15 protein-coding genes and 2 pseudogenes are annotated in these 17,284 nt (G+C 39.2%); 8 read left to right on the forward strand and 9 right to left on the reverse strand.

What is annotated here, in order from left to right:
* Window positions 1-186 precede the first annotated feature (186 nt).
* Complete coding sequence (gene rmf, locus PSI06_RS06105) at window positions 187-357, reverse strand: ribosome modulation factor (RefSeq protein ID WP_004586522.1); 171 nt, start codon at window positions 355-357, stop codon at window positions 187-189.
* Window positions 358-965: 608 nt separating this feature from the next.
* On the opposite strand from rmf, the gene acuR reads away from it, so the two are divergent.
* The 3 genes from acuR (at window position 966) to PSI06_RS06120 (ending at window position 3,128) form a co-directional block, all read left to right on the forward strand.
* Entirely contained in the window at window positions 966-1,598 is a 633-nt protein-coding gene (gene acuR, locus PSI06_RS06110) for an acrylate utilization transcriptional regulator AcuR (protein WP_054982497.1), read from the forward strand.
* Window positions 1,599-1,648: 50 nt separating this feature from the next.
* Window positions 1,649-2,638: an acrylyl-CoA reductase (NADPH) gene (acuI, locus tag PSI06_RS06115; protein ID WP_273603213.1), complete on the forward strand. Its 990-nt coding sequence runs from the start codon at window positions 1,649-1,651 to the stop codon at window positions 2,636-2,638.
* 73 nt (window positions 2,639-2,711) lie between these two features.
* Window positions 2,712-3,128, forward strand: a complete 417-nt coding sequence (locus PSI06_RS06120; protein WP_004586518.1) for a VF530 family DNA-binding protein — start codon at window positions 2,712-2,714, stop codon at window positions 3,126-3,128.
* Between the two features lie 254 nt (window positions 3,129-3,382).
* Here PSI06_RS06120 and PSI06_RS06125 read toward each other — a convergent pair whose 3' ends face one another.
* Window positions 3,383-3,814, reverse strand: coding sequence for a DUF3859 domain-containing protein (locus PSI06_RS06125; protein ID WP_004586517.1), 432 nt, complete (start codon window positions 3,812-3,814; stop codon window positions 3,383-3,385).
* Between the two features lie 164 nt (window positions 3,815-3,978).
* On the opposite strand from PSI06_RS06125, the pseudogene PSI06_RS06130 reads away from it, so the two are divergent.
* Together PSI06_RS06130 and PSI06_RS06135 are read left to right on the forward strand one after the other, a co-directional pair.
* Window positions 3,979-4,973: pseudogene (locus tag PSI06_RS06130) on the forward strand (YHYH protein).
* Between the two features lie 23 nt (window positions 4,974-4,996).
* On the forward strand, window positions 4,997-5,521 hold the full coding sequence (locus PSI06_RS06135) for a hypothetical protein (protein ID WP_273603214.1): 525 nt from the start codon (window positions 4,997-4,999) through the stop codon (window positions 5,519-5,521).
* A gap of 54 nt (window positions 5,522-5,575) precedes the next feature.
* Here PSI06_RS06135 and PSI06_RS06140 read toward each other — a convergent pair whose 3' ends face one another.
* Window positions 5,576-7,393 carry a protein kinase domain-containing protein gene (locus tag PSI06_RS06140; RefSeq protein ID WP_273603215.1) on the reverse strand — a complete coding sequence of 606 codons (1,818 nt, stop codon included), beginning with the start codon at window positions 7,391-7,393 and terminating at the stop codon, window positions 5,576-5,578.
* Window positions 7,394-7,628: 235 nt separating this feature from the next.
* On the opposite strand from PSI06_RS06140, the gene PSI06_RS06145 reads away from it, so the two are divergent.
* Window positions 7,629-9,644, forward strand: a complete 2,016-nt coding sequence (locus tag PSI06_RS06145) for a TonB-dependent receptor (protein WP_273603216.1) — start codon at window positions 7,629-7,631, stop codon at window positions 9,642-9,644.
* A 60-nt stretch (window positions 9,645-9,704) separates the two neighbouring features.
* On the opposite strand, the gene PSI06_RS06150 is transcribed toward PSI06_RS06145, so the two are convergent.
* Together PSI06_RS06150 and PSI06_RS06155 are read right to left on the reverse strand one after the other, a co-directional pair.
* Window positions 9,705-10,364 (reverse strand): NADPH-dependent FMN reductase, encoded by a 660-nt coding sequence (locus PSI06_RS06150; RefSeq protein WP_029772277.1) that lies wholly within the window; start codon window positions 10,362-10,364, stop codon window positions 9,705-9,707.
* Between the two features lie 162 nt (window positions 10,365-10,526).
* Window positions 10,527-11,327: a hypothetical protein gene (locus PSI06_RS06155; RefSeq protein ID WP_273604997.1), complete on the reverse strand. Its 801-nt coding sequence runs from the start codon at window positions 11,325-11,327 to the stop codon at window positions 10,527-10,529.
* A 429-nt stretch (window positions 11,328-11,756) separates the two neighbouring features.
* Here PSI06_RS06155 and PSI06_RS06160 point away from each other — a divergent pair.
* Window positions 11,757-12,956, forward strand: a pseudogene (locus PSI06_RS06160) (Nramp family divalent metal transporter).
* Window positions 12,957-12,969: 13 nt separating this feature from the next.
* Here the strand turns inward: PSI06_RS06160 and PSI06_RS06165 are convergent.
* From PSI06_RS06165 to PSI06_RS06180, 4 genes are all read right to left on the reverse strand, one after another.
* Entirely contained in the window at window positions 12,970-13,875 is a 906-nt protein-coding gene (locus PSI06_RS06165; protein ID WP_273603219.1) for a cation diffusion facilitator family transporter, read from the reverse strand.
* Window positions 13,876-13,951: 76 nt separating this feature from the next.
* Entirely contained in the window at window positions 13,952-14,407 is a 456-nt protein-coding gene (locus PSI06_RS06170) for a hypothetical protein (protein ID WP_273603220.1), read from the reverse strand.
* Between the two features lie 17 nt (window positions 14,408-14,424).
* Window positions 14,425-14,661 (reverse strand): hypothetical protein, encoded by a 237-nt coding sequence (locus PSI06_RS06175; protein ID WP_273603222.1) that lies wholly within the window; start codon window positions 14,659-14,661, stop codon window positions 14,425-14,427.
* 71 nt (window positions 14,662-14,732) lie between these two features.
* Window positions 14,733-15,746, reverse strand: coding sequence for a DUF5924 family protein (locus PSI06_RS06180; RefSeq protein ID WP_273603224.1), 1,014 nt, complete (start codon window positions 15,744-15,746; stop codon window positions 14,733-14,735).
* Between the two features lie 556 nt (window positions 15,747-16,302).
* Here PSI06_RS06180 and PSI06_RS06185 point away from each other — a divergent pair.
* On the forward strand, window positions 16,303-17,277 hold the full coding sequence (locus tag PSI06_RS06185; protein WP_273603225.1) for a DUF1852 domain-containing protein: 975 nt from the start codon (window positions 16,303-16,305) through the stop codon (window positions 17,275-17,277).
* Window positions 17,278-17,284: the final 7 nt, after the last annotated feature.

A 17,284-nucleotide genomic window follows, 5' to 3' on the forward strand; every position in this document is an offset into this window, starting at 1 on the left:
CTTGCTCAACAATAGATAATTTAAAGCCTAATGTATAATCTCGCTGAGTACGCTTAACGTCTTTAGTTTTAGTGGTTTTCATAAAATAAGTCCTAAATGTGTAAACACATTTCAGGACAAGACAATGAATGTATGCAAAAAGGCCTCCAGTTGGAGGCCTTTTTACGTTAATTCTTATCTGATGAATTAGGTTTTATACATGTTTCGGTTTTCAATTGCTTCACGCCAACCGCCTAACCATTCTGACTTAGGATCGATTTGCTGATAAGGGCATAGCTCTTTTGAGCGCCCGGCTAAACCTGCTTTAAAACCTTGAGAATGAGCTCTTTCTAAACGATCTCTTTTTTGTCTCTTCATCGGTAATATCCTCACCTTTTTTAATTATAAATTTTGTAGCATTAGTGAAATCTACATTTAATGAATAGTTAATAAAAATGTTAAATTCAAATAGCAAAATTAATTAATTTGTTTGACATTAACTAACATGCTGATGCAAAAATAATTTAACATTAATAAAAACACAGTGGTCGCACCACTTCATTTCTTACTACTTCTTTAATTTACAATACGGCTATCTAACCGCTTAAATGCACTTATGTGCTAAGGCGTGTTCTACTTTGCTGATTTAAATATCTCCATTAAAGCGATTAAATAACTGCTTAATGAAAGCAGCTAATGGGAAGCATATAGTTGGTATTTATGGTGCTTTACCGCCTTGTCTAAATGCCAAACACCACTGCAAATTTAACCAGCAAAAATCAACACGACCTATTTATCCGACACACCTTTTTTGGCTAAGTTCCAAACAAAAATGTAATCATGACGATTTTATTGCAATTTGCCCTTTTGTTTAAAAAACAGCTTTAACGATTTATTTTTAAACAATTGGTATTTATGCTTGATTAATTAAAGTCGATCGGTCTAATATGGGTTAACTTTAAAAAGGCTATTAGGGGTTACTTATAATGAATACTGCTCAAGCACCTGCACGGCGCGGAAGACCCCCTAAAATACCTCGTGAAAACGCCGATACCAAAGCGCACCTTATTAGGGTTGGCCTAGAAACCTTAACTGAATTTGGTTTTAGCGCAACTGGCCTTGATACCATTTTAAAAAAAGCCGGCGTGCCTAAAGGCTCGTTTTATCATTACTTTAAAAGTAAAGAAGCGTTTGGTATTGCCTTAGTAAATGCCTACGATGACTACTTTATTACTAAGCTCAAAAAATATTTAACCGATAGCAATACACCGCCCCTGGAGCGCTTAATTCACTTTACGCAAAGCGCCATTATGGGCATGCAAAAATACCAGTACAAACGCGGTTGTTTGGTCGGCAATTTAAATCAAGAGCTAAATCATTTAAGTGATGAATTTAAAATCCGCCTACTACAAAGCTACGTAGCATGGCAGCAGCAAGTTGAGCTGTGTTTAAATGAAGCACAGCAACAAGGCACGATTGCTAAAACTGTTGATACGCAGCTTATGAGTGAATATTTTTGGATTGGCTGGGAAGGCGCCGTTATGCGAGCTAAACTTACCCAATCAAGTAAACCCCTTACGTTGTATACAGAAATGTTTTTACGCGCATTACTTACCTAATGCGCATTTTATTTAGCCATTAAAAACCGATCGGTCTAAAAGGATATGTTATGAGTAACTCAGTTAAAGCTATTGTAATTACGAAAGACGAAAACTACGCTGCGGCGCTTAGTGAAGTGCAGCAAAGTGACCTACCAGATCAAAACGTGCAACTTGATGTACTTTACAGCACACTCAATTACAAAGATGGGTTAGCCATTACAGGTAAAGGCCCTGTTGTGCGCAGTTTTCCTATGGTGCCAGGCATCGATTTAGTGGGCACAGTAAGTGAAACAAGTACCGATGAATTTACTGTTGGCGATAATGTAATTTTAAATGGCTTTGGTGTGGGCGAAAAACACTGGGGTGGCCTTGCACAAAAGGCATCGCTTAATAGTGATTGGTTAATACCCCTCCCTGCAGCGCTTTCGCCAAAACAAGCAATGCAAATTGGCACCGCAGGCTACACAGCAATGCTGAGTGTTATTGCCCTTGAAAAACAAGGCATCACTCCAAGTGATGGCGAAATATTAGTGACCGGTGCAAACGGCGGTGTTGGCAGCTTTGCCATTTATTTATTAAATCAGCTGGGCTATAACGTAACCGCTGCCACAGGAAGAATGGAGCAAAGCGATTACTTAAAAGAGCTAGGTGCGTCACAAATTATTAGCCGAGATGAGCTTTCAAACCCAGGTAAGCCACTTCAAAAAGAGCGCTTTGCAGGTGCTGTAGATTCAGTAGGCAGCCACACACTTGCTAATATTTGTGCATCGCTTAAATACGGTGGCGTGGTTACTGCGTGTGGTTTAGCCCAAGGCATGGATTTACCCGCCTCTGTAGCGCCCTTTATTTTACGTGGTGTATCTTTAATTGGTATAGACAGCGTTATGCGCCCTAAAAAAGACAGAGTAGAAGCATGGGACAGACTAGCAAGCTTAATAAAAGCCGATTACCTTGATAAAATTTCAACCGAAATTACACTTGAGCAAGTAATCGAAAATGCCGAGCAACTTATGGAAGGTAAAATTCGCGGCCGCGTAGTTGTTAATTGCCAAAGTTAAGCAATTTTATCTATTAAAGCCTCGTTATTAAATTTATAATGGCATTTGTATTTTTATTAATGAGGCAACACCTATGAGCAACCAAGATCTTTACAGTAATAACCCACTGCAAGGCGTAAAATTAGAGCAAGTGGTTGAAGAACTGGTTGAGCAATATGGGTGGGAGCTACTACACGCTTATTTGCAATTAAACTGTTTTAAAAACAACCCTGATGTAAAATCGGCGGTTAAGTTTTTACGTAAAACACAATGGGCACAAGAAAAGGTAGATAACTTTTACCTATACCGCCTTAAAAACTTACCTAAACCCGACGATGTGCAATACGAATTACCGCCACGAGATAGAGTTATTCCTGCGGATCATAAACCGGGGGAGCCGTGCGAATTAAGTTTTAGTGATGCAAAGCGAATTATGGAAAAAAAGGCCACTAAACAACGCGCCAGGGCGCGAAAACAACGCTCAAATGCAACTAACCCGTGGGGTAACTAAGTTAACCTCAACTCTGGATAATAAATCTATCTCTAGCAGCTATTTTCAGCGCTAACAGCGTTGAATTTACTTGCAATAGGCTAGCTATTGACGCGTAAATTCGCCTTGTTTTCACCGAAAACCGCTGGCTAGAGAATTAAGCTTAAAGATCATCATGATAAATTATGTTGGTATATCTCTTAACCAGAGTTCAGGTTAAGTTATATTTTTAAAGCCAATGTATATTGGCTTTTTTAGCTCTGCAATTTTAGGGCTTAGTAACCTCGTTTACGCCAAAAATCATTAACAGAGCCTTGCTCTTCAAGTGCTACGTTAAATGTTTTATCGGCAATAATTTTATTATTTAGGGTGAGTGTCATTCGCCAATCACCTAATTTATTTTCAATAGGCTCCCACAGCGTATCACCTAAATAAAACTGCCAGTCGTTCTCTTTAATGTATTCAACGCCTTCAAAGGGCGGCATTATTTCACCATTACTGTCTGGTATATCGGGGTGATAAATGCAAAAGTGAAGTTTTTCGCCTTTTGCTTTTTTAATATTAATTATTAAACCAAATTCAACATCAAGCTTGGCAATTACATTGGTTGTAAACTGCTCAATTTGTGGCAATGCTTTACTTTTGCTATCCCAGGTAGAATAAATCCCACAACTTTGAATCGACACCTCAGGTTTTGATTTTGCCATTACACCATTCTTTACTTTAGGCTGTTAATGCACTGATTTTATAATACATGCAGCTTAAGTAGAATCACCTGATTAACAAACATACTCAATGTTGATTTATTTTTGCACATTGCTTGCACATTTAAGATCAAAAATAGCGTCAATTAGTACTTAATTGGCTGTGTATGATGAATCACTCTCTCTGTAATAAAGTTAAACTATTAAAAATTTCGTTATTAAGCGCAGCAATTTTTCTCTTGTTGCATGTGGCAGTGATGAGCAAAACCTAACAACCGCCACTGATGAAAGTACAAGTTCAAGCAGTGACAGCACAACAGCAACAAGTGGCACCAGCTCAACCGAGCAAGTGCTATGTGAATACAGTTACAATGAATACAACGACTCAACATCAGTGCAAACCACCAGCTCTGCTGATTGGGCATGCACAGGTACAACACGCGATGTAGTTGCTAATGGCATTCCCGATCATGATGTGGGCACGTTTCCTAACCCCGATAATCCAAACACTATTTCTGAGCAAACAGTGAGTGAGAGCTTTACGTTAACGCCTGAACAAAGCGATACAGCAACCTTAATGGGCGGCCCTCGAGGCGTGTTAGGCATAGTACTAAATGGCGTTAAAATTGATGCTGGTACCGGCGGCAGTTGTGATGACTCTGGCGATAATTGCTCGCTTGGCGATAACAGTGACAACTGGAGTATTGAAGCACTAAGCCAAGATACCTTTAGTTTTGGTACTGACGATAACAACGCACACGTACAGCCCGATGGGACATATCATTATCATGGCATGCCTGAGGGGTTTATCTCCCTTAGAGGCGGCAACAGCTCAACAATGACTCTAATTGCATGGGCGGCTGATGGGTTTCCTATTTATGCGCGTTATGGCTATAGCACCGCAGATGATGCAAGTTCGTCACTTAAAGTGATGACAGGTAGCTACCAACATATTAGTACTGTGAGCGATAACCGCCCTTCTACCGATATTTATCCACTGGGAACTTTTGCACAAGATTGGGAGTATGTAGCTGGCTCTGGCGATTTAGATGAGTGTAACGGGCGCTTTGGTGTTACCCCTGAATTTCCACAAGGCATATACCATTACTATGCAACCGATACTTATCCGTTTTTTCAACGCTGTGTTAAAGGCGAGCTATAAATTTACTTATAGGCAAAGTGAGCATGATGAAATTACATAAAAAAGCACTTGTTGCGCTTATTTTAGTGGCCAACATTGTTATAGCACCGGTTGTTTATGCACATTTAATGGTGGCTCAACACGGAACATTAAACCTGATTGATAACCATGCCTTTATTGTGCTCTCGCTGCCTATTTCTGCATTTAATAACCTTGATGATGATTTAAATAAAAAAGTATCTATGGATGAATTTAACGCCCATAAAAAGCAAATCAGCAAAACCATAATGCGAGGGGTTTATTTAAACGATCATCATTATAAGTTCTCCCTAGAAGGCTTATTACTAAACCCTGAAGTTTCGCATACTGATACTAATAACATTGAGTACATAACCATTACGGGCCGATATACAGTGCCCGATATAAGCGCACAGCTAAAATTAAACGTTAGGTTATTTAGTCAAAATTCTGATTTAAATAAGTACCACATTACTGCCACTAACAAACAGCAAAAAATGACTCATCAGTTTGACTTAATACCGCGTACGCCCTTTAGCACAGTGTTTTAAACTAACAATTAAGTAGCCAAGGGCAGACTTAATATTAAGCTGCACTTTTTTAATTTATTGCGCTAATAATTTTGGATTTTTAGGAAAGAAATTCTCTGGTTGTTTTTCACAAAGCGAAAATTCGCGAGTGTTTTTATAAGGAAGCTTCATAAATCCTGCTACCCCTACATCAGTAATGTTAACTGCATACTGCATTAATTTATTAAGTAACCGTTTAAACTCTAATTCTTTGCTTTCATCGAGTAAGCGATAGTAATGGTGTATTTTCATTCTATCTGGCAGGGCTTCAAATATAATACAGCCCGTATGATGAATTTGATTTAGCTCAAACACGCATCTAATCACTTTTTTAGGAAGTTGCAGCTGCTCATCAGGGTCTTTACCGTCTTCAAAGTAAGAATGTGGACGTGCAATTTCGTTTGCCTTCATACTGACAACTTCATAATCAAGCTCAGGGAGGTTATCAAACTTAAACGCCCCAGTTCCATCTCGCTCTAACTGAATAGTTTTACGCGCATCAAATAAACAACACTTAAATAAACCTTTTTGACTTATCGCTTGTGCAAGCATCACGGTATTATTAATGGCATCGGTAAAGGCTGTTTTTAAACTTTCATCATGCATAATAAGCGATGACTCAACAAACACCGACTCATCTTTCCAATGAAAACTCAATCCACCCACTACCGGGTATTTAGCTAGGCGGCTGATAGAGGCCAAAAAGGCTTTTTCGGTATCGCCGGTATCAAACAAAAACTCTTTATAGTAACGGTCTAATTGAGCATCGTTTACATCAAGCAATTGCTGATTATGATCGGCTTGTCGTAAAAACTGTTTTCGCGAGCTATATACTACGGTGTCGGGCTTATCGCCTTTACCAAACCAATACGGAATAGCAGGACGAGGCTCCGCTTTTTTAAGTTCAGGTAAATACGCCTTAGCCATTTTGGTAATGTTACGGATAAAATAATCGCCTGCGCCATCGCGTATGGTTTTATTTTTAGACAGCATGCCATCAATTACATTGGCAAGCTCTTTGGGTAAGCCAAGCGAGCTTGCAGGAATGGCTTGCGCACCAAAACGACACGACTGAGCGGAGGCAAGTGCATATAAAGTAGAAGCCACGCCTTGTTCATCAAAGCGTGGTGATGACTGCTCACCGGACATTTGCGCATCACCTATAAAATACACATCGCCCATTCTGGCATTAGTAGTGCTTAAATCTCTCGACATTAAATCCATAAAATTACTGGCTATAGGCTCACCCTTACTATCAACCTGTGCGTAAACAGAACTTCCCCAATCAACTAAAGACAGCGCATCGCTTTGCTCATCCCATACTAAGTTAGAAGGTTTAATATCGCCATGCACTATAGGTTGAGGGGTTAAACCATTTTTATGATTACGCAAATCAATTAATACATTACGTAGCCGCACCGCTAATTGCATTATATGGGCGGCACTAAAACGCCCTTTTTTTAGCGATACTTTTTCAAGGTCTTCTCCAATGGCACGGGCCATCATTAGAATACCTTGCTTTTTTATACGCTCAAAAGCATAAAAGGTAGGCACTAGCGGGTTATTAATTTGCGAGAGCATATACGCTTCGTCTTCTAGGCGGTCGCGCACACTTTGGGCAAGCGTAATACGCGAGAACTTAAACACCCAAGGTAAGGCATTTTCGTCATTGCCAGCAAACACAAACCCAAACGCGCCTGAGCCAATCATCTCTACATTTTTATACCCAAGCGCACTCAGTTGTTTAATACAAATATTAAGCCATTGACGGTGTTTTTTGGCATCTCTATGTGACAGCAAATAAACAGATTGCTCTTCGTTAATATAAAAATTGCGAATTTCTTTGGCTTTCAATACAGGCTCTTTGTTTTATAGGTTAAATAGTGAGTTAGCCACATGATTATTAGTGTTATATAGCCAGATTACAATACTCACTAGGTAGTTTTTACTAATACCTAAAAAGCTAACTAGCCAAGTGCTAAACATGCACTATTACAACTTGATAACAAATGTTGCATCCAATCGATTAGCTAGACCGTATTTAAACTATCTGCTTATTTTAGATAGTAAATACATAGGGATTTTAGCGATGAAGAGATTAGCTTTACTTACACTGAGCACGTTATATAGCATTAGCACCTACGCGAATATAGAGACCCTTACTGTTTATGGGCATAGAGATGGTTTAATTGGCGAGTCTATCAGTGCCTCAAGCGGTATTATTGGTCAAGGAGAAATACAGCAGCGCCCCATGCTCAGAAGCGCCGAAATGTTAGAGCTTATTCCAGGCATGGCGGTTACACAACACAGTGGCTCGGGTAAGGCTAATCAATACTTTATTAGAGGCTTTAATTTAGATCATGGCACCGACTTTGCCACCAGCATTGAGGGCATGCCCATAAATATGCGAAGCCATGGACACGGGCAAGGTTATACCGATCTTAATTTTATTATTCCAGAAGCTGTTTCAACTATAAATTACCAAAAAGGATCATACAGCGCTACACAAGGGGACTTTTCAAGTGCTGGGAGTGCGCAATTTAATTTAGCTAATAACTTAAAGCACAAGCAAATAGAGCTAAGCATTGGTGAAGATAACTATAAACGTGCAGTAGTGCTTAGTGCGGTTGATTTATCTAATGCCAAGTTAATAGCAGCAGCTGAGTGGCAAGGCTATGATGGCCCATGGGATGATATAGACGAAAACGTAAATAAGAAAAATGCCCTACTTCGTTATGTTGGCAAAGCTTTAAATGGAGATTTATCTATTACAGCAATGGCCTACGACAACACATGGCAATCAGCCGATCAAATTCCACAGCGCGCAGTGTCACAAAATATAACGTCACCATTAGGGTCGCTTGATACCACCCTTGGGGAGAGTTCGAGTCGCTATAGCCTATCAAGTGTTTGGCAATGCAAGCATATAAAAACCAGTATTTATGCCATAAATTATGATTTAACGCTGTTTTCTAACTTTAGCTATTTTTTAAACGACCCTATAAATGGCGATCAGTTTAACCAACAAGATAGCCGCACTATTTATGGTGGTGAGCTAAGTTATCAATTTGACTCCCTTACTGCTGGTTTAAATATGCAGCACACAGCAGGGCTTGAGGTTCGCCATGACGATATAGACAAGGTAGGACTTTATAACACTAAAGCGCGAGAGAGACTCAATACAATAAGACAAGATGCCATAAAACAAACAAGCTATTCGAGTTATTGGCAAACAAAAATACTTTTCACACCTAAATTAGAGGCCACCGCAGGCATGCGGTACGACTATTTTGATACCGATGTTAGCAGTATTACACGGGTAAATTCGGGCAAAGCAAACGATGACTTAGTAAGCTTTAAAGGCAGTTTAAATTATAAACTTACTGATTTGTTAGTCGCTTATGCAAACTGGGGGCAGTCGTTTCATTCAAACGATGCCCGCGGTACTACCATTAATATTGACCCTGTTAGCCAACAAAATGCCGAAAAAGTAGATTTACTGGTAAAAAGTGAAGGTGCTGAACTAGGCCTACGTTTTGCCGATGATAAAAACGTTAATTTATCCGCCGCTTTATGGTGGCTTACACTCGACTCAGAGCTTTTATTTGTAGGTGATGCGGGTAATACAGAGCCCAGTGATGCATCAAAACGTTATGGTCTAGAGCTAAGCGCGTATTATTGGATTAATGAACGCTTTAGCCTAGACATGGAAGCCTCGTTTACTCATTCAAGATTAAATATAAACTCTGACAAAAACTATATAGAAGGCGCAGTACCTGTTGTTGCAAGTGCAGGTTTAAATTGGCATATAAGTCAAATGTGGCAATCATCATTTAGAGTACGTCACATAGGTAAACGTATGCTTTCTGACTCTGGTGATAATCGTTCTGAACCATTAACGGTAGTTAATAGTGCTATTAGCTATAAACAAACTCACTGGAAAGTCGATTTTGAACTACTAAATTTATTTGATAGTACCGATCACGATATAGATTACTACTACGCTTCGCGCTTACCGGGCGAGCCTGCACAAGGTGTTGAAGATAACCACTTTCATCCTATTGAGCCTCGCACAGCCCGCTTATCAATTAGCTTATTATTTTAATCGAGTAAAACACTGTGTATAAAAACAGTACGCATATAAAAGCGCACCTTAATACATTTTTTAAGGTGCATTTCGCTGAGATGGCGCTGTTTTAAAACTTTTTAACATAGCGTGGGGATCTACGTTTTTACTATGTTGGCTGCTCGCCTGTGCCCACCACATCAGTTGGCTAAAAGTACGCGAATAATAATTAAACCACGATTTTTCTTCTTCACCCACTTGCATTGAACCATCGCTATTTAGCACCTCTTGCGCCTTTGGTACATGAACCATTGCAGAGACTGGTAAACACCCAAGTTCTGATAAAAAGGTACGTAAACTAATTGCCGCACGTAATCCTCCCCATTGCCCTGCCGAATAGGTGACAATAGCGCTTGGCTTATACGAGAACAACGAGCTGCCAAAATGGTTTAGCAAATCAGCTAATGCCGGGCTCATACTATGATTGTACTCTGGGCTTACCATTATATAGCCATCGGCTTGGGTAATTTTATCTGCTAAGGCTGTTAAATGTGCTGGAGCTTGGCTTTTTGCATAGGCAAAATGAGGTTTAAATACATCCTCTGAAGGAAAGTCGAGCGCGTCTATAAGTTCAAACTCGTGCTCGCTGTAGCGCTCGTTTAAACAATTGAGGCATGACTCAGCCACTCGCTCTCCTAATCGTGCTGGCTTAGGGGGTGTGCTATCTCTAACGGTGCCTAAAAAAACTAAAAATTTCATAAAAGCCTCTTTAATTGAGTGTTGTACCCACTATACCTTAAACCTAAAACATATTAAAAATGCGAGGCTTTTATTTGTTTGCACAATTTTTAGCACTCTAAACAAAAATTAATAAGGGTGGCACCCATCACTTACGCTTTAACGCTAACGCCAAGCCTACCCTCAATTAAATTGATAACTAACACCAAACCCTGCCCAAAATAAGGAGCGTAAATGTTCATCACCGCTATAGTGTGCAGCATCTTTGTTTATTGCAACGCTGTAACTGGCATAGCCAGATAGCATGACATTATTTAATAGTTGATAAGATAAATTAGCAGCAAGTTTTACGTTATTAAGGCCATTGTGGCCATCGCTTACATAACCACTATTAAAACCCGCCGCAGTTTGCAGCTCCAATCGCATTAAATCACTAAATGCATACTCTTTTGTAATTGCCAGCTCTATAAAAGAGCCACTGAGCGATAACGAGTGATAGATACTCGCTATTGCATGTATATCCCAATCATATGCATAGCTTATATCTAGGCTAAGCTCATTATCATGGGAATTTACTCCTTCCTCGCGTGCTTTTATATGGTTGTAACCTGCATACAACGTTAGGTGCTCTGCAAGCTCAGTTGAATAAATAGCATTTAAATTTAGCTCATCGTAGTCATTATCAGTGTCTGTTGCTAACCAAGGGATAAACGTAAAGTCATTGTAATTTATTTCGCCCGCAATAGAGGCTAAAGCGCTACCGGGCAAGTTATCGCGCCCTTCTGTCACATAATGGCTTTCCCATAAAGGATGAATATGAATATTTAATTTTTCATTTTCGTGATCAGGGTGGGCAACGCTTTTTATATTACCCCCTACACCTACCTCAAGCTCGTGTAGCGATTCGTTCGCAGCGCTTTTACTCGTACCTAAAGCCAGCGACATAATGCAGATCAAGTGAGAGATTTTTAAATTAGTTTTCATTAAAAGGTCCAAAACCAAAAAGTTGCGCATAATAGTGCTATTTAACGAAGCTCAGCAATAAAAAGATGCCTTTTTAAACAATTTATTTAAAAAATGGCTCACATCATTAAAAAACTAAGTAACTTGCTCATTTTACAATCTATAAGGTAGGATAAAAATGAGAAACCAACAACGCACATGGCTGATTTATAAATATAACTCGCGCATATTGTGCAATTAACAAGCAGGTAAGCGTTTGGCTCTTTAAATCTATATATAAGTTGGTATCCTACGCGGCTTTTTGATAATCATATTAAAATAATTACCCAGAGTTTAAGGTTAATTAGCCAAGGTGGGGCTCTCGCTGCATGGCACGTAAAGTGGCAGCAATCTAGGTTCAACGTAATAAAACGTTGTTCTAAATTTAAAAGCAAATATTAAGGTAACAGTATGCGATTTGGCCCAGGATTACTTGTAACAGCCGCATTTATTGGCCCCGGAACAATCACAACGGCAAGTGTTGCCGGTGCAAACTTTGGGTTTGCATTAATTTGGACATTACTTTTTTCGGTTATTGCCACTATTTTGTTGCAGTCTATGGCTGCTCGATTAGGAGTAGCAACAGGGCAAGATTTAGCACAAGCGTTACGTGCACACATTAAAACCCCTTATCTTAAAGCGCTTGCTAGTTTTTTAGTAATAAGTGCTATTGGTGTAGGTAGCGCTGCATATGAAGCCGGAAACCTCAGTGGTGCAAGTATGGGGTTGGTTGGTATTTTCCCAGGGGTAAGTGCACAAATATGGACGCCGTTAATTGCCGTATGTAGCGCTATTCTTTTATACAGTGGTAAGCACAAAGTGGTAGAAAATGCATTGATACTGCTGGTGATCCTTATGAGCCTGGTATTTATATCTACCCTAATTATGGCTGCGCCACCAATGGCTAAAGTACTCGCTGGGTTTATACCTACAATCCCAAGTGGCTCAATTACAACGGTATTGGCCCTCATTGGCACAACCATTGTTCCGTATAACTTATTTTTGCACTCTGGTGTTTTGGCAGCGCAAGATCATTCTCAAAGTGATAAAGACACTGTTATTAAACAAACTAACTTAGATACAGGTTTATCAATTACGCTAGGTGGGGTGATCACCCTTGCCATTTTATCAACCGCATCTGTTGCCTTTTATGGCACCGATGCTGGTAAAATTAGTGCAGCAAATATGGCCGTGCAACTTGAGCCATTACTTGGCGAAGCAGCCCATTACTTTTTTGCTATTGGCTTATTTGCCGCAGGATTAACCAGCGCAATAACAGCCCCATTAGCAGGTGCGTATGCGGTATGTGGCATGCTTGGTTGATCAAGCGAAATGAGTAACACCCGTTTTAAAACAGTCGCCATTACTATTTTAGCTTTTGGCGCATTTGTGGCCTCACTGGGGCTTGACCCTGTTGCGGTAATTATATTTGCACAAGCTGCAAATGGATTACTACTGCCCATAATTACCGCATATTTGGTGTGGTTAGTGAATCAAAAATCAGTCATGGGAAAATACACCAACTCAACACTTTTAAATGTAGTTATATTACCCGTGCTACTACTCATTTTTTCGTTAAGTTGTTACAAGCTATCAGGGTTAATTTTTTAAAACCAATTAACGTTTAACCATGGGCATGCCCATGGTTGAACATACAACCTGTGCTGCCTTGGCTGCTTTCAACTTGAATGGTGGCGTGTTCAATGTCAAAGTGGTCATGTAAATGGTGCTGTACTTCAATTAAAAAGTCGTTATTTAATGCGTTGTTGTCCGTTACTAAGTGAACAATAAGCGCAGACTCTGTGGTACTTAGTGGCCACACATGTAGCCCATGCACACCTGTTACATGCTCAATGCTTAAAAAATACTGCTTTAGTTTTTCTATACTAATATTTTTGGGTACGGCGTCTGTGGCGTAATTAAGCGAGTCTTTAAATAATCCCCATGTGCCAATAAACACAATCACTACAATACTCAAACTTACAACAGGGTCTACCCATTGCCAGTTTTTAAATAAAATAACAATGCCGGCAATTACCACACCTAAAGACACCGCTGCATCGGCCGCCATATGTAAAAAAGCACCTCTAATATTTAAATCGTGCTTTTGCCCCTGCACAAACAACAACGCAGTTAATGTGTTAATTACTACACCAATCAGCGAAACCACTATAACCGTCATGCCTGTAACCGGCTGAGGGTTTTCAAAACGTTCTATGGCATGCCAGGCTATGCTAGCAAGGGCAGCCATAAGTAAAACAGAGCTCATTAAAGACGCTAACACCGTTGATTTTTTATAGCCAAAGGTGCGCTTGTCGGTAGCTGCTTTACTTGCCAAAACATTTGCCCCCCACGCAAGTAATAAACTAACCACATCGCTTAGGTTATGCCCTGCGTCGGCTAAAAGCGCGAGGGAGTTGGCAAAAAAACCGTACCCGGCTTCTATCACGACAAATATAAAATTGAGTAAAACGCCTATAGCAAACGCGCGATTATAGTGACTAATATGATGGCTGTGATCGTGACTCATGTTGCTCCTTACATAGTAAATAACTTGATTAACCTGAGCTGTGAAAAATCTATTTTTAGCGCTCGCTGTGTTTAATTTATACAGTTAATGAGGTATGTGTTCGGAAAAGTTTAAGCGTACCTAATAAATAAAACAGCCCATAAATACTGCATACAATTGAGCTTACAATCCAAAATACAATGGAGTTGTGATGAATTAACTGACTGGTTGTTACAAAAGGAGCGATTAATCCTGCTATCCCCCTTAGTAAATAAACACCTGTTATTAATACCAAAGCCGTTTTTAAAAAAAGCAGCTTTAAAATAACACCTGCGCCAGAGAGCGCATACATGCCCCATATAGCAAGTATGGCTGATATAATTAAAGTAACAAAGGTAGGATACGTACTTCCCTGCTCAGCCAACTGCGCCATGTGCTCACCAGCACCAAAAAAGCGATACCAATCAGGGCCGCCAAAAATACAGGCAATATGTAAAAGTGACGCTATAAAACTTAAAACCCCCGCTATAACCAATAGCTTATTAAACTTCATATACTTATAAACCTAAGTTATTGGCTTAGGTAAGCAACAAAACCAATTAACGCTGCGTAAAAGCTAAAGCCAAGTAAACATATTAGGTAAACGTTTTTAGCTTTATTTGCCTTAAAGCTCATGTAATCTTTAATGTCAGCTTTAAACTTACCAAAGGTGAATACGTTTAAAATTGCACAGCCGGTAGAGTACAAAATAAACTCTAAAATGGTTTCTATCATTAGCCACATAACAATATCTAAAGCAATGCTCATAACACTCATCCATTAAGTAATGTAAAAACAGCGTATCAAATCTATAGTTGATTATCAGCGTATTTATAGCGTTAAGGTGTAACAATAAATTTCGTAAGCCCTATTAATTGCCCCGACTCAGTTACCACTTTTACTTGCCACTTACCTTTAGCATTATGCGGAAAATTTACTTTATGAGTCCATGCTCTGTAGCCTTGTTTTCGCCCGCCATTAATATTGAGCGTAATTCTGTCGACCTCTTTTTTATTGTGTATCCATACATGAAATATTTTTTCGTTTAGACCTCTTGGCGCTTTTACTGCGGTCCATGTGTATAACCCTTCATGATGAAGTGTATATAAATCAAGAGTATCAATGCTACCTAGTGGTTTTTTATGCTCAACATCTACTTTGTGCGCCAAGGTAATATCGGTTAAACGCAGGGCTGCTGGCGGAACAAAGCTGCGAAGCTGCCAAACCCCGGCGCTTATTACACATAAAATTAAAACTAAAATAGGAAAACGCCACCAGCGCGCATCAGGCATTAAGTTTGTTAAGCTAGGTAAAGTAATAAGCACTGAGGTTACAAGCGCAATTGCTAAGCTTTGGCTCGTAGTTAGGTTTAATAAAATAGGTAACGTAACAAGCAAAACCACAAATAATGCAAAGTTATGAAATACTGTAAACAGCGTGCGGTTTTTAGCTAACTTTTTATAGTAAAATGGATCTATTACCGATATGAAGGCACATATAATAATCAGCGATGTAAAGAGTGCTTGTGGGTGATCCCACTGAGTAACCGCTAAAAAAAACGGTAACGCAAAAAATAGGCTTTCTTGTTGCACCATTTGCAGTGCAAAGCGCATTACATTAGGAGATACGGCTACCCCAAAGCGCTCTTGTACTTTATCGCGTAGCCAATTGTCGATGATCAACCAAAACCAGCTCACCAGTAAAACAATGGCAATAACCTGCGAGAGCGACTCTTTTCTATCAACCATTACATAGCTTGCAACACCTGAGCAAAACGCCAATACAGCCAATAGCCCTGGTCGCTTTTGCATTGCCACTATAAATTGAGTAATGAGATTTTTTAGTTTGTTCATTTATTTTAGTGTCCGTACATAATGTACTTTATTATTATCAAGTTAGTTAAAACAGTGTAACTAAGCTTAGATGAACAACACATAGATGCCTGCAGGTATTATTTTTAGTTGTTGCATTAAAAACCACTCCCTTTTAACCGCTATTTTAATAAATAAGTGCCTATAACTCGCCGTAAAACTACAGTACTTTTTAAAACTGTAACTTTAAGCGTTAATTAAAATAAGGGATACAGCCGTGCCTGAATTTTATTAATGCGCAACGTGAATTTACCACAACAAACACATCTAGACATCTAAACACCTATAAATTATACGCTGCACTATTTTTTTACATGCCTAAACACAGGTTTATATTCTCTCAGTAACACATTTAATTTATATAAATGAATCAAACTCATGTTTTATGTGAAATTAAACCGTTTTTATTAAAGCACCAATCAACGTATAAATTATCCATCGGCCAGCGCTTATAAGCATTAAGCCTGTTTATTACAAAACCACCCTTTGAGCACGCTAAAGGCTTAGGTTTTAAATATACAATATGGATAGAGTTACCATGAGTAAAAACATTACATTTAATATTAAAAGTCAGCGCCTTGATGAAAACTACCAACCCGCTGAAAATACCCGTATAACCACTAATTTTGCAAACTTAGCACGAGGCGAACACCGCCAACAAAACTTAAGAAAAGCGCTAAATATGATCAACAACCGCTTTAACACCCTTGCTAATTGGGATAACCCAACCGCTGAGCGCTACAGTGTAGAGCTTGAGATTATTTCTGTAGATATTGGTTTAGATGAAAACAGCCAAAGCTTTCCTTCTATAGAAATATTAAAAACGAATATTATTGATACCAAAACAAACAAGCGCATAGAAGGTATTGTTGGTAATAACTTTTCATCGTACGTTCGCGACTACGACTTTAGCGTGTTACTTCAGCAACATAATAAAAATAAACCACAATTTAGTATTCCCGATAATTTTGGTGAGCTGCATGGTAAGTTATTTCAATCGTTTGTAAGCTCCAACACCTATAAGCAACACTTTAAAAAACCACCGGTAATATGCCTCAGTGTGTCAGATAACAAAACCTATCATCGCACTGCCAACGAGCACCCTATTTTAGGTATTGAATACCAACCAAACGAATCTTCGTTAACAGAGCAATACTTTAAAAAAATGGGCCTACAGGTGCGTTACTTTATGCCTGCAAATAGTGCCGCACCCTTTGCCTTGTTTTTCTTTGGTGACTTACTAAACGATTACACCAACCTTGAGCTAATAAGCACCATTAGCACAATGGAAACCTTTCAAAAAATTTATCGCCCAGAAATTTATAACGCCAATGCCAAAGCGGGTAACGCCTTTAAGCCTAATTTAAAAAATGCCGACCACTCACTCACGCAAATTTTTTACGACAGAGATGAGCGCAGTAAATTAGCCGCCGAGCAAGGCAAGTTTGCTGAAGAGCATTTTATAAAACCGTATAAATCAGTGCTTGAGCAATTTACATCAGCAAACGTCTAACCTTATT

Source organism: Pseudoalteromonas sp. GABNS16E (assembly GCF_028598715.1).
In the GTDB taxonomy this organism is placed as follows: Bacteria; Pseudomonadota; Gammaproteobacteria; order Enterobacterales; family Alteromonadaceae; genus Pseudoalteromonas; species Pseudoalteromonas atlantica.

Excerpts from the sequence above, each read along its gene's own strand:
- PSI06_RS06120 (WP_004586518.1), top strand. The coding sequence starts at position 2,712 with ATGAGCAACCAAGATCTTTACAGTAATAACCCACTGCAAGGCGTAAAA.
- PSI06_RS06125 (WP_004586517.1), bottom strand. The coding sequence starts at position 3,814 with ATGGCAAAATCAAAACCTGAGGTGTCGATTCAAAGTTGTGGGATTTAT.
- PSI06_RS06155 (WP_273604997.1), bottom strand. The coding sequence starts at position 11,327 with ATGAAAACTAATTTAAAAATCTCTCACTTGATCTGCATTATGTCGCTG.
- PSI06_RS06175 (WP_273603222.1), bottom strand. The coding sequence starts at position 14,661 with ATGAGCATTGCTTTAGATATTGTTATGTGGCTAATGATAGAAACCATT.
- PSI06_RS06165 (WP_273603219.1), bottom strand. The coding sequence starts at position 13,875 with ATGAGTCACGATCACAGCCATCATATTAGTCACTATAATCGCGCGTTT.
- acuR (WP_054982497.1), top strand. The coding sequence starts at position 966 with ATGAATACTGCTCAAGCACCTGCACGGCGCGGAAGACCCCCTAAAATA.
- PSI06_RS06150 (WP_029772277.1), bottom strand. The coding sequence starts at position 10,364 with ATGAAATTTTTAGTTTTTTTAGGCACCGTTAGAGATAGCACACCCCCT.
- PSI06_RS06135 (WP_273603214.1), top strand. The coding sequence starts at position 4,997 with ATGATGAAATTACATAAAAAAGCACTTGTTGCGCTTATTTTAGTGGCC.
- PSI06_RS06185 (WP_273603225.1), top strand. The coding sequence starts at position 16,303 with ATGAGTAAAAACATTACATTTAATATTAAAAGTCAGCGCCTTGATGAA.
- PSI06_RS06145 (WP_273603216.1), top strand. The coding sequence starts at position 7,629 with ATGAAGAGATTAGCTTTACTTACACTGAGCACGTTATATAGCATTAGC.
- rmf (WP_004586522.1), bottom strand. The coding sequence starts at position 357 with ATGAAGAGACAAAAAAGAGATCGTTTAGAAAGAGCTCATTCTCAAGGT.
- acuI (WP_273603213.1), top strand. The coding sequence starts at position 1,649 with ATGAGTAACTCAGTTAAAGCTATTGTAATTACGAAAGACGAAAACTAC.
- PSI06_RS06180 (WP_273603224.1), bottom strand. The coding sequence starts at position 15,746 with ATGAACAAACTAAAAAATCTCATTACTCAATTTATAGTGGCAATGCAA.
- PSI06_RS06170 (WP_273603220.1), bottom strand. The coding sequence starts at position 14,407 with ATGAAGTTTAATAAGCTATTGGTTATAGCGGGGGTTTTAAGTTTTATA.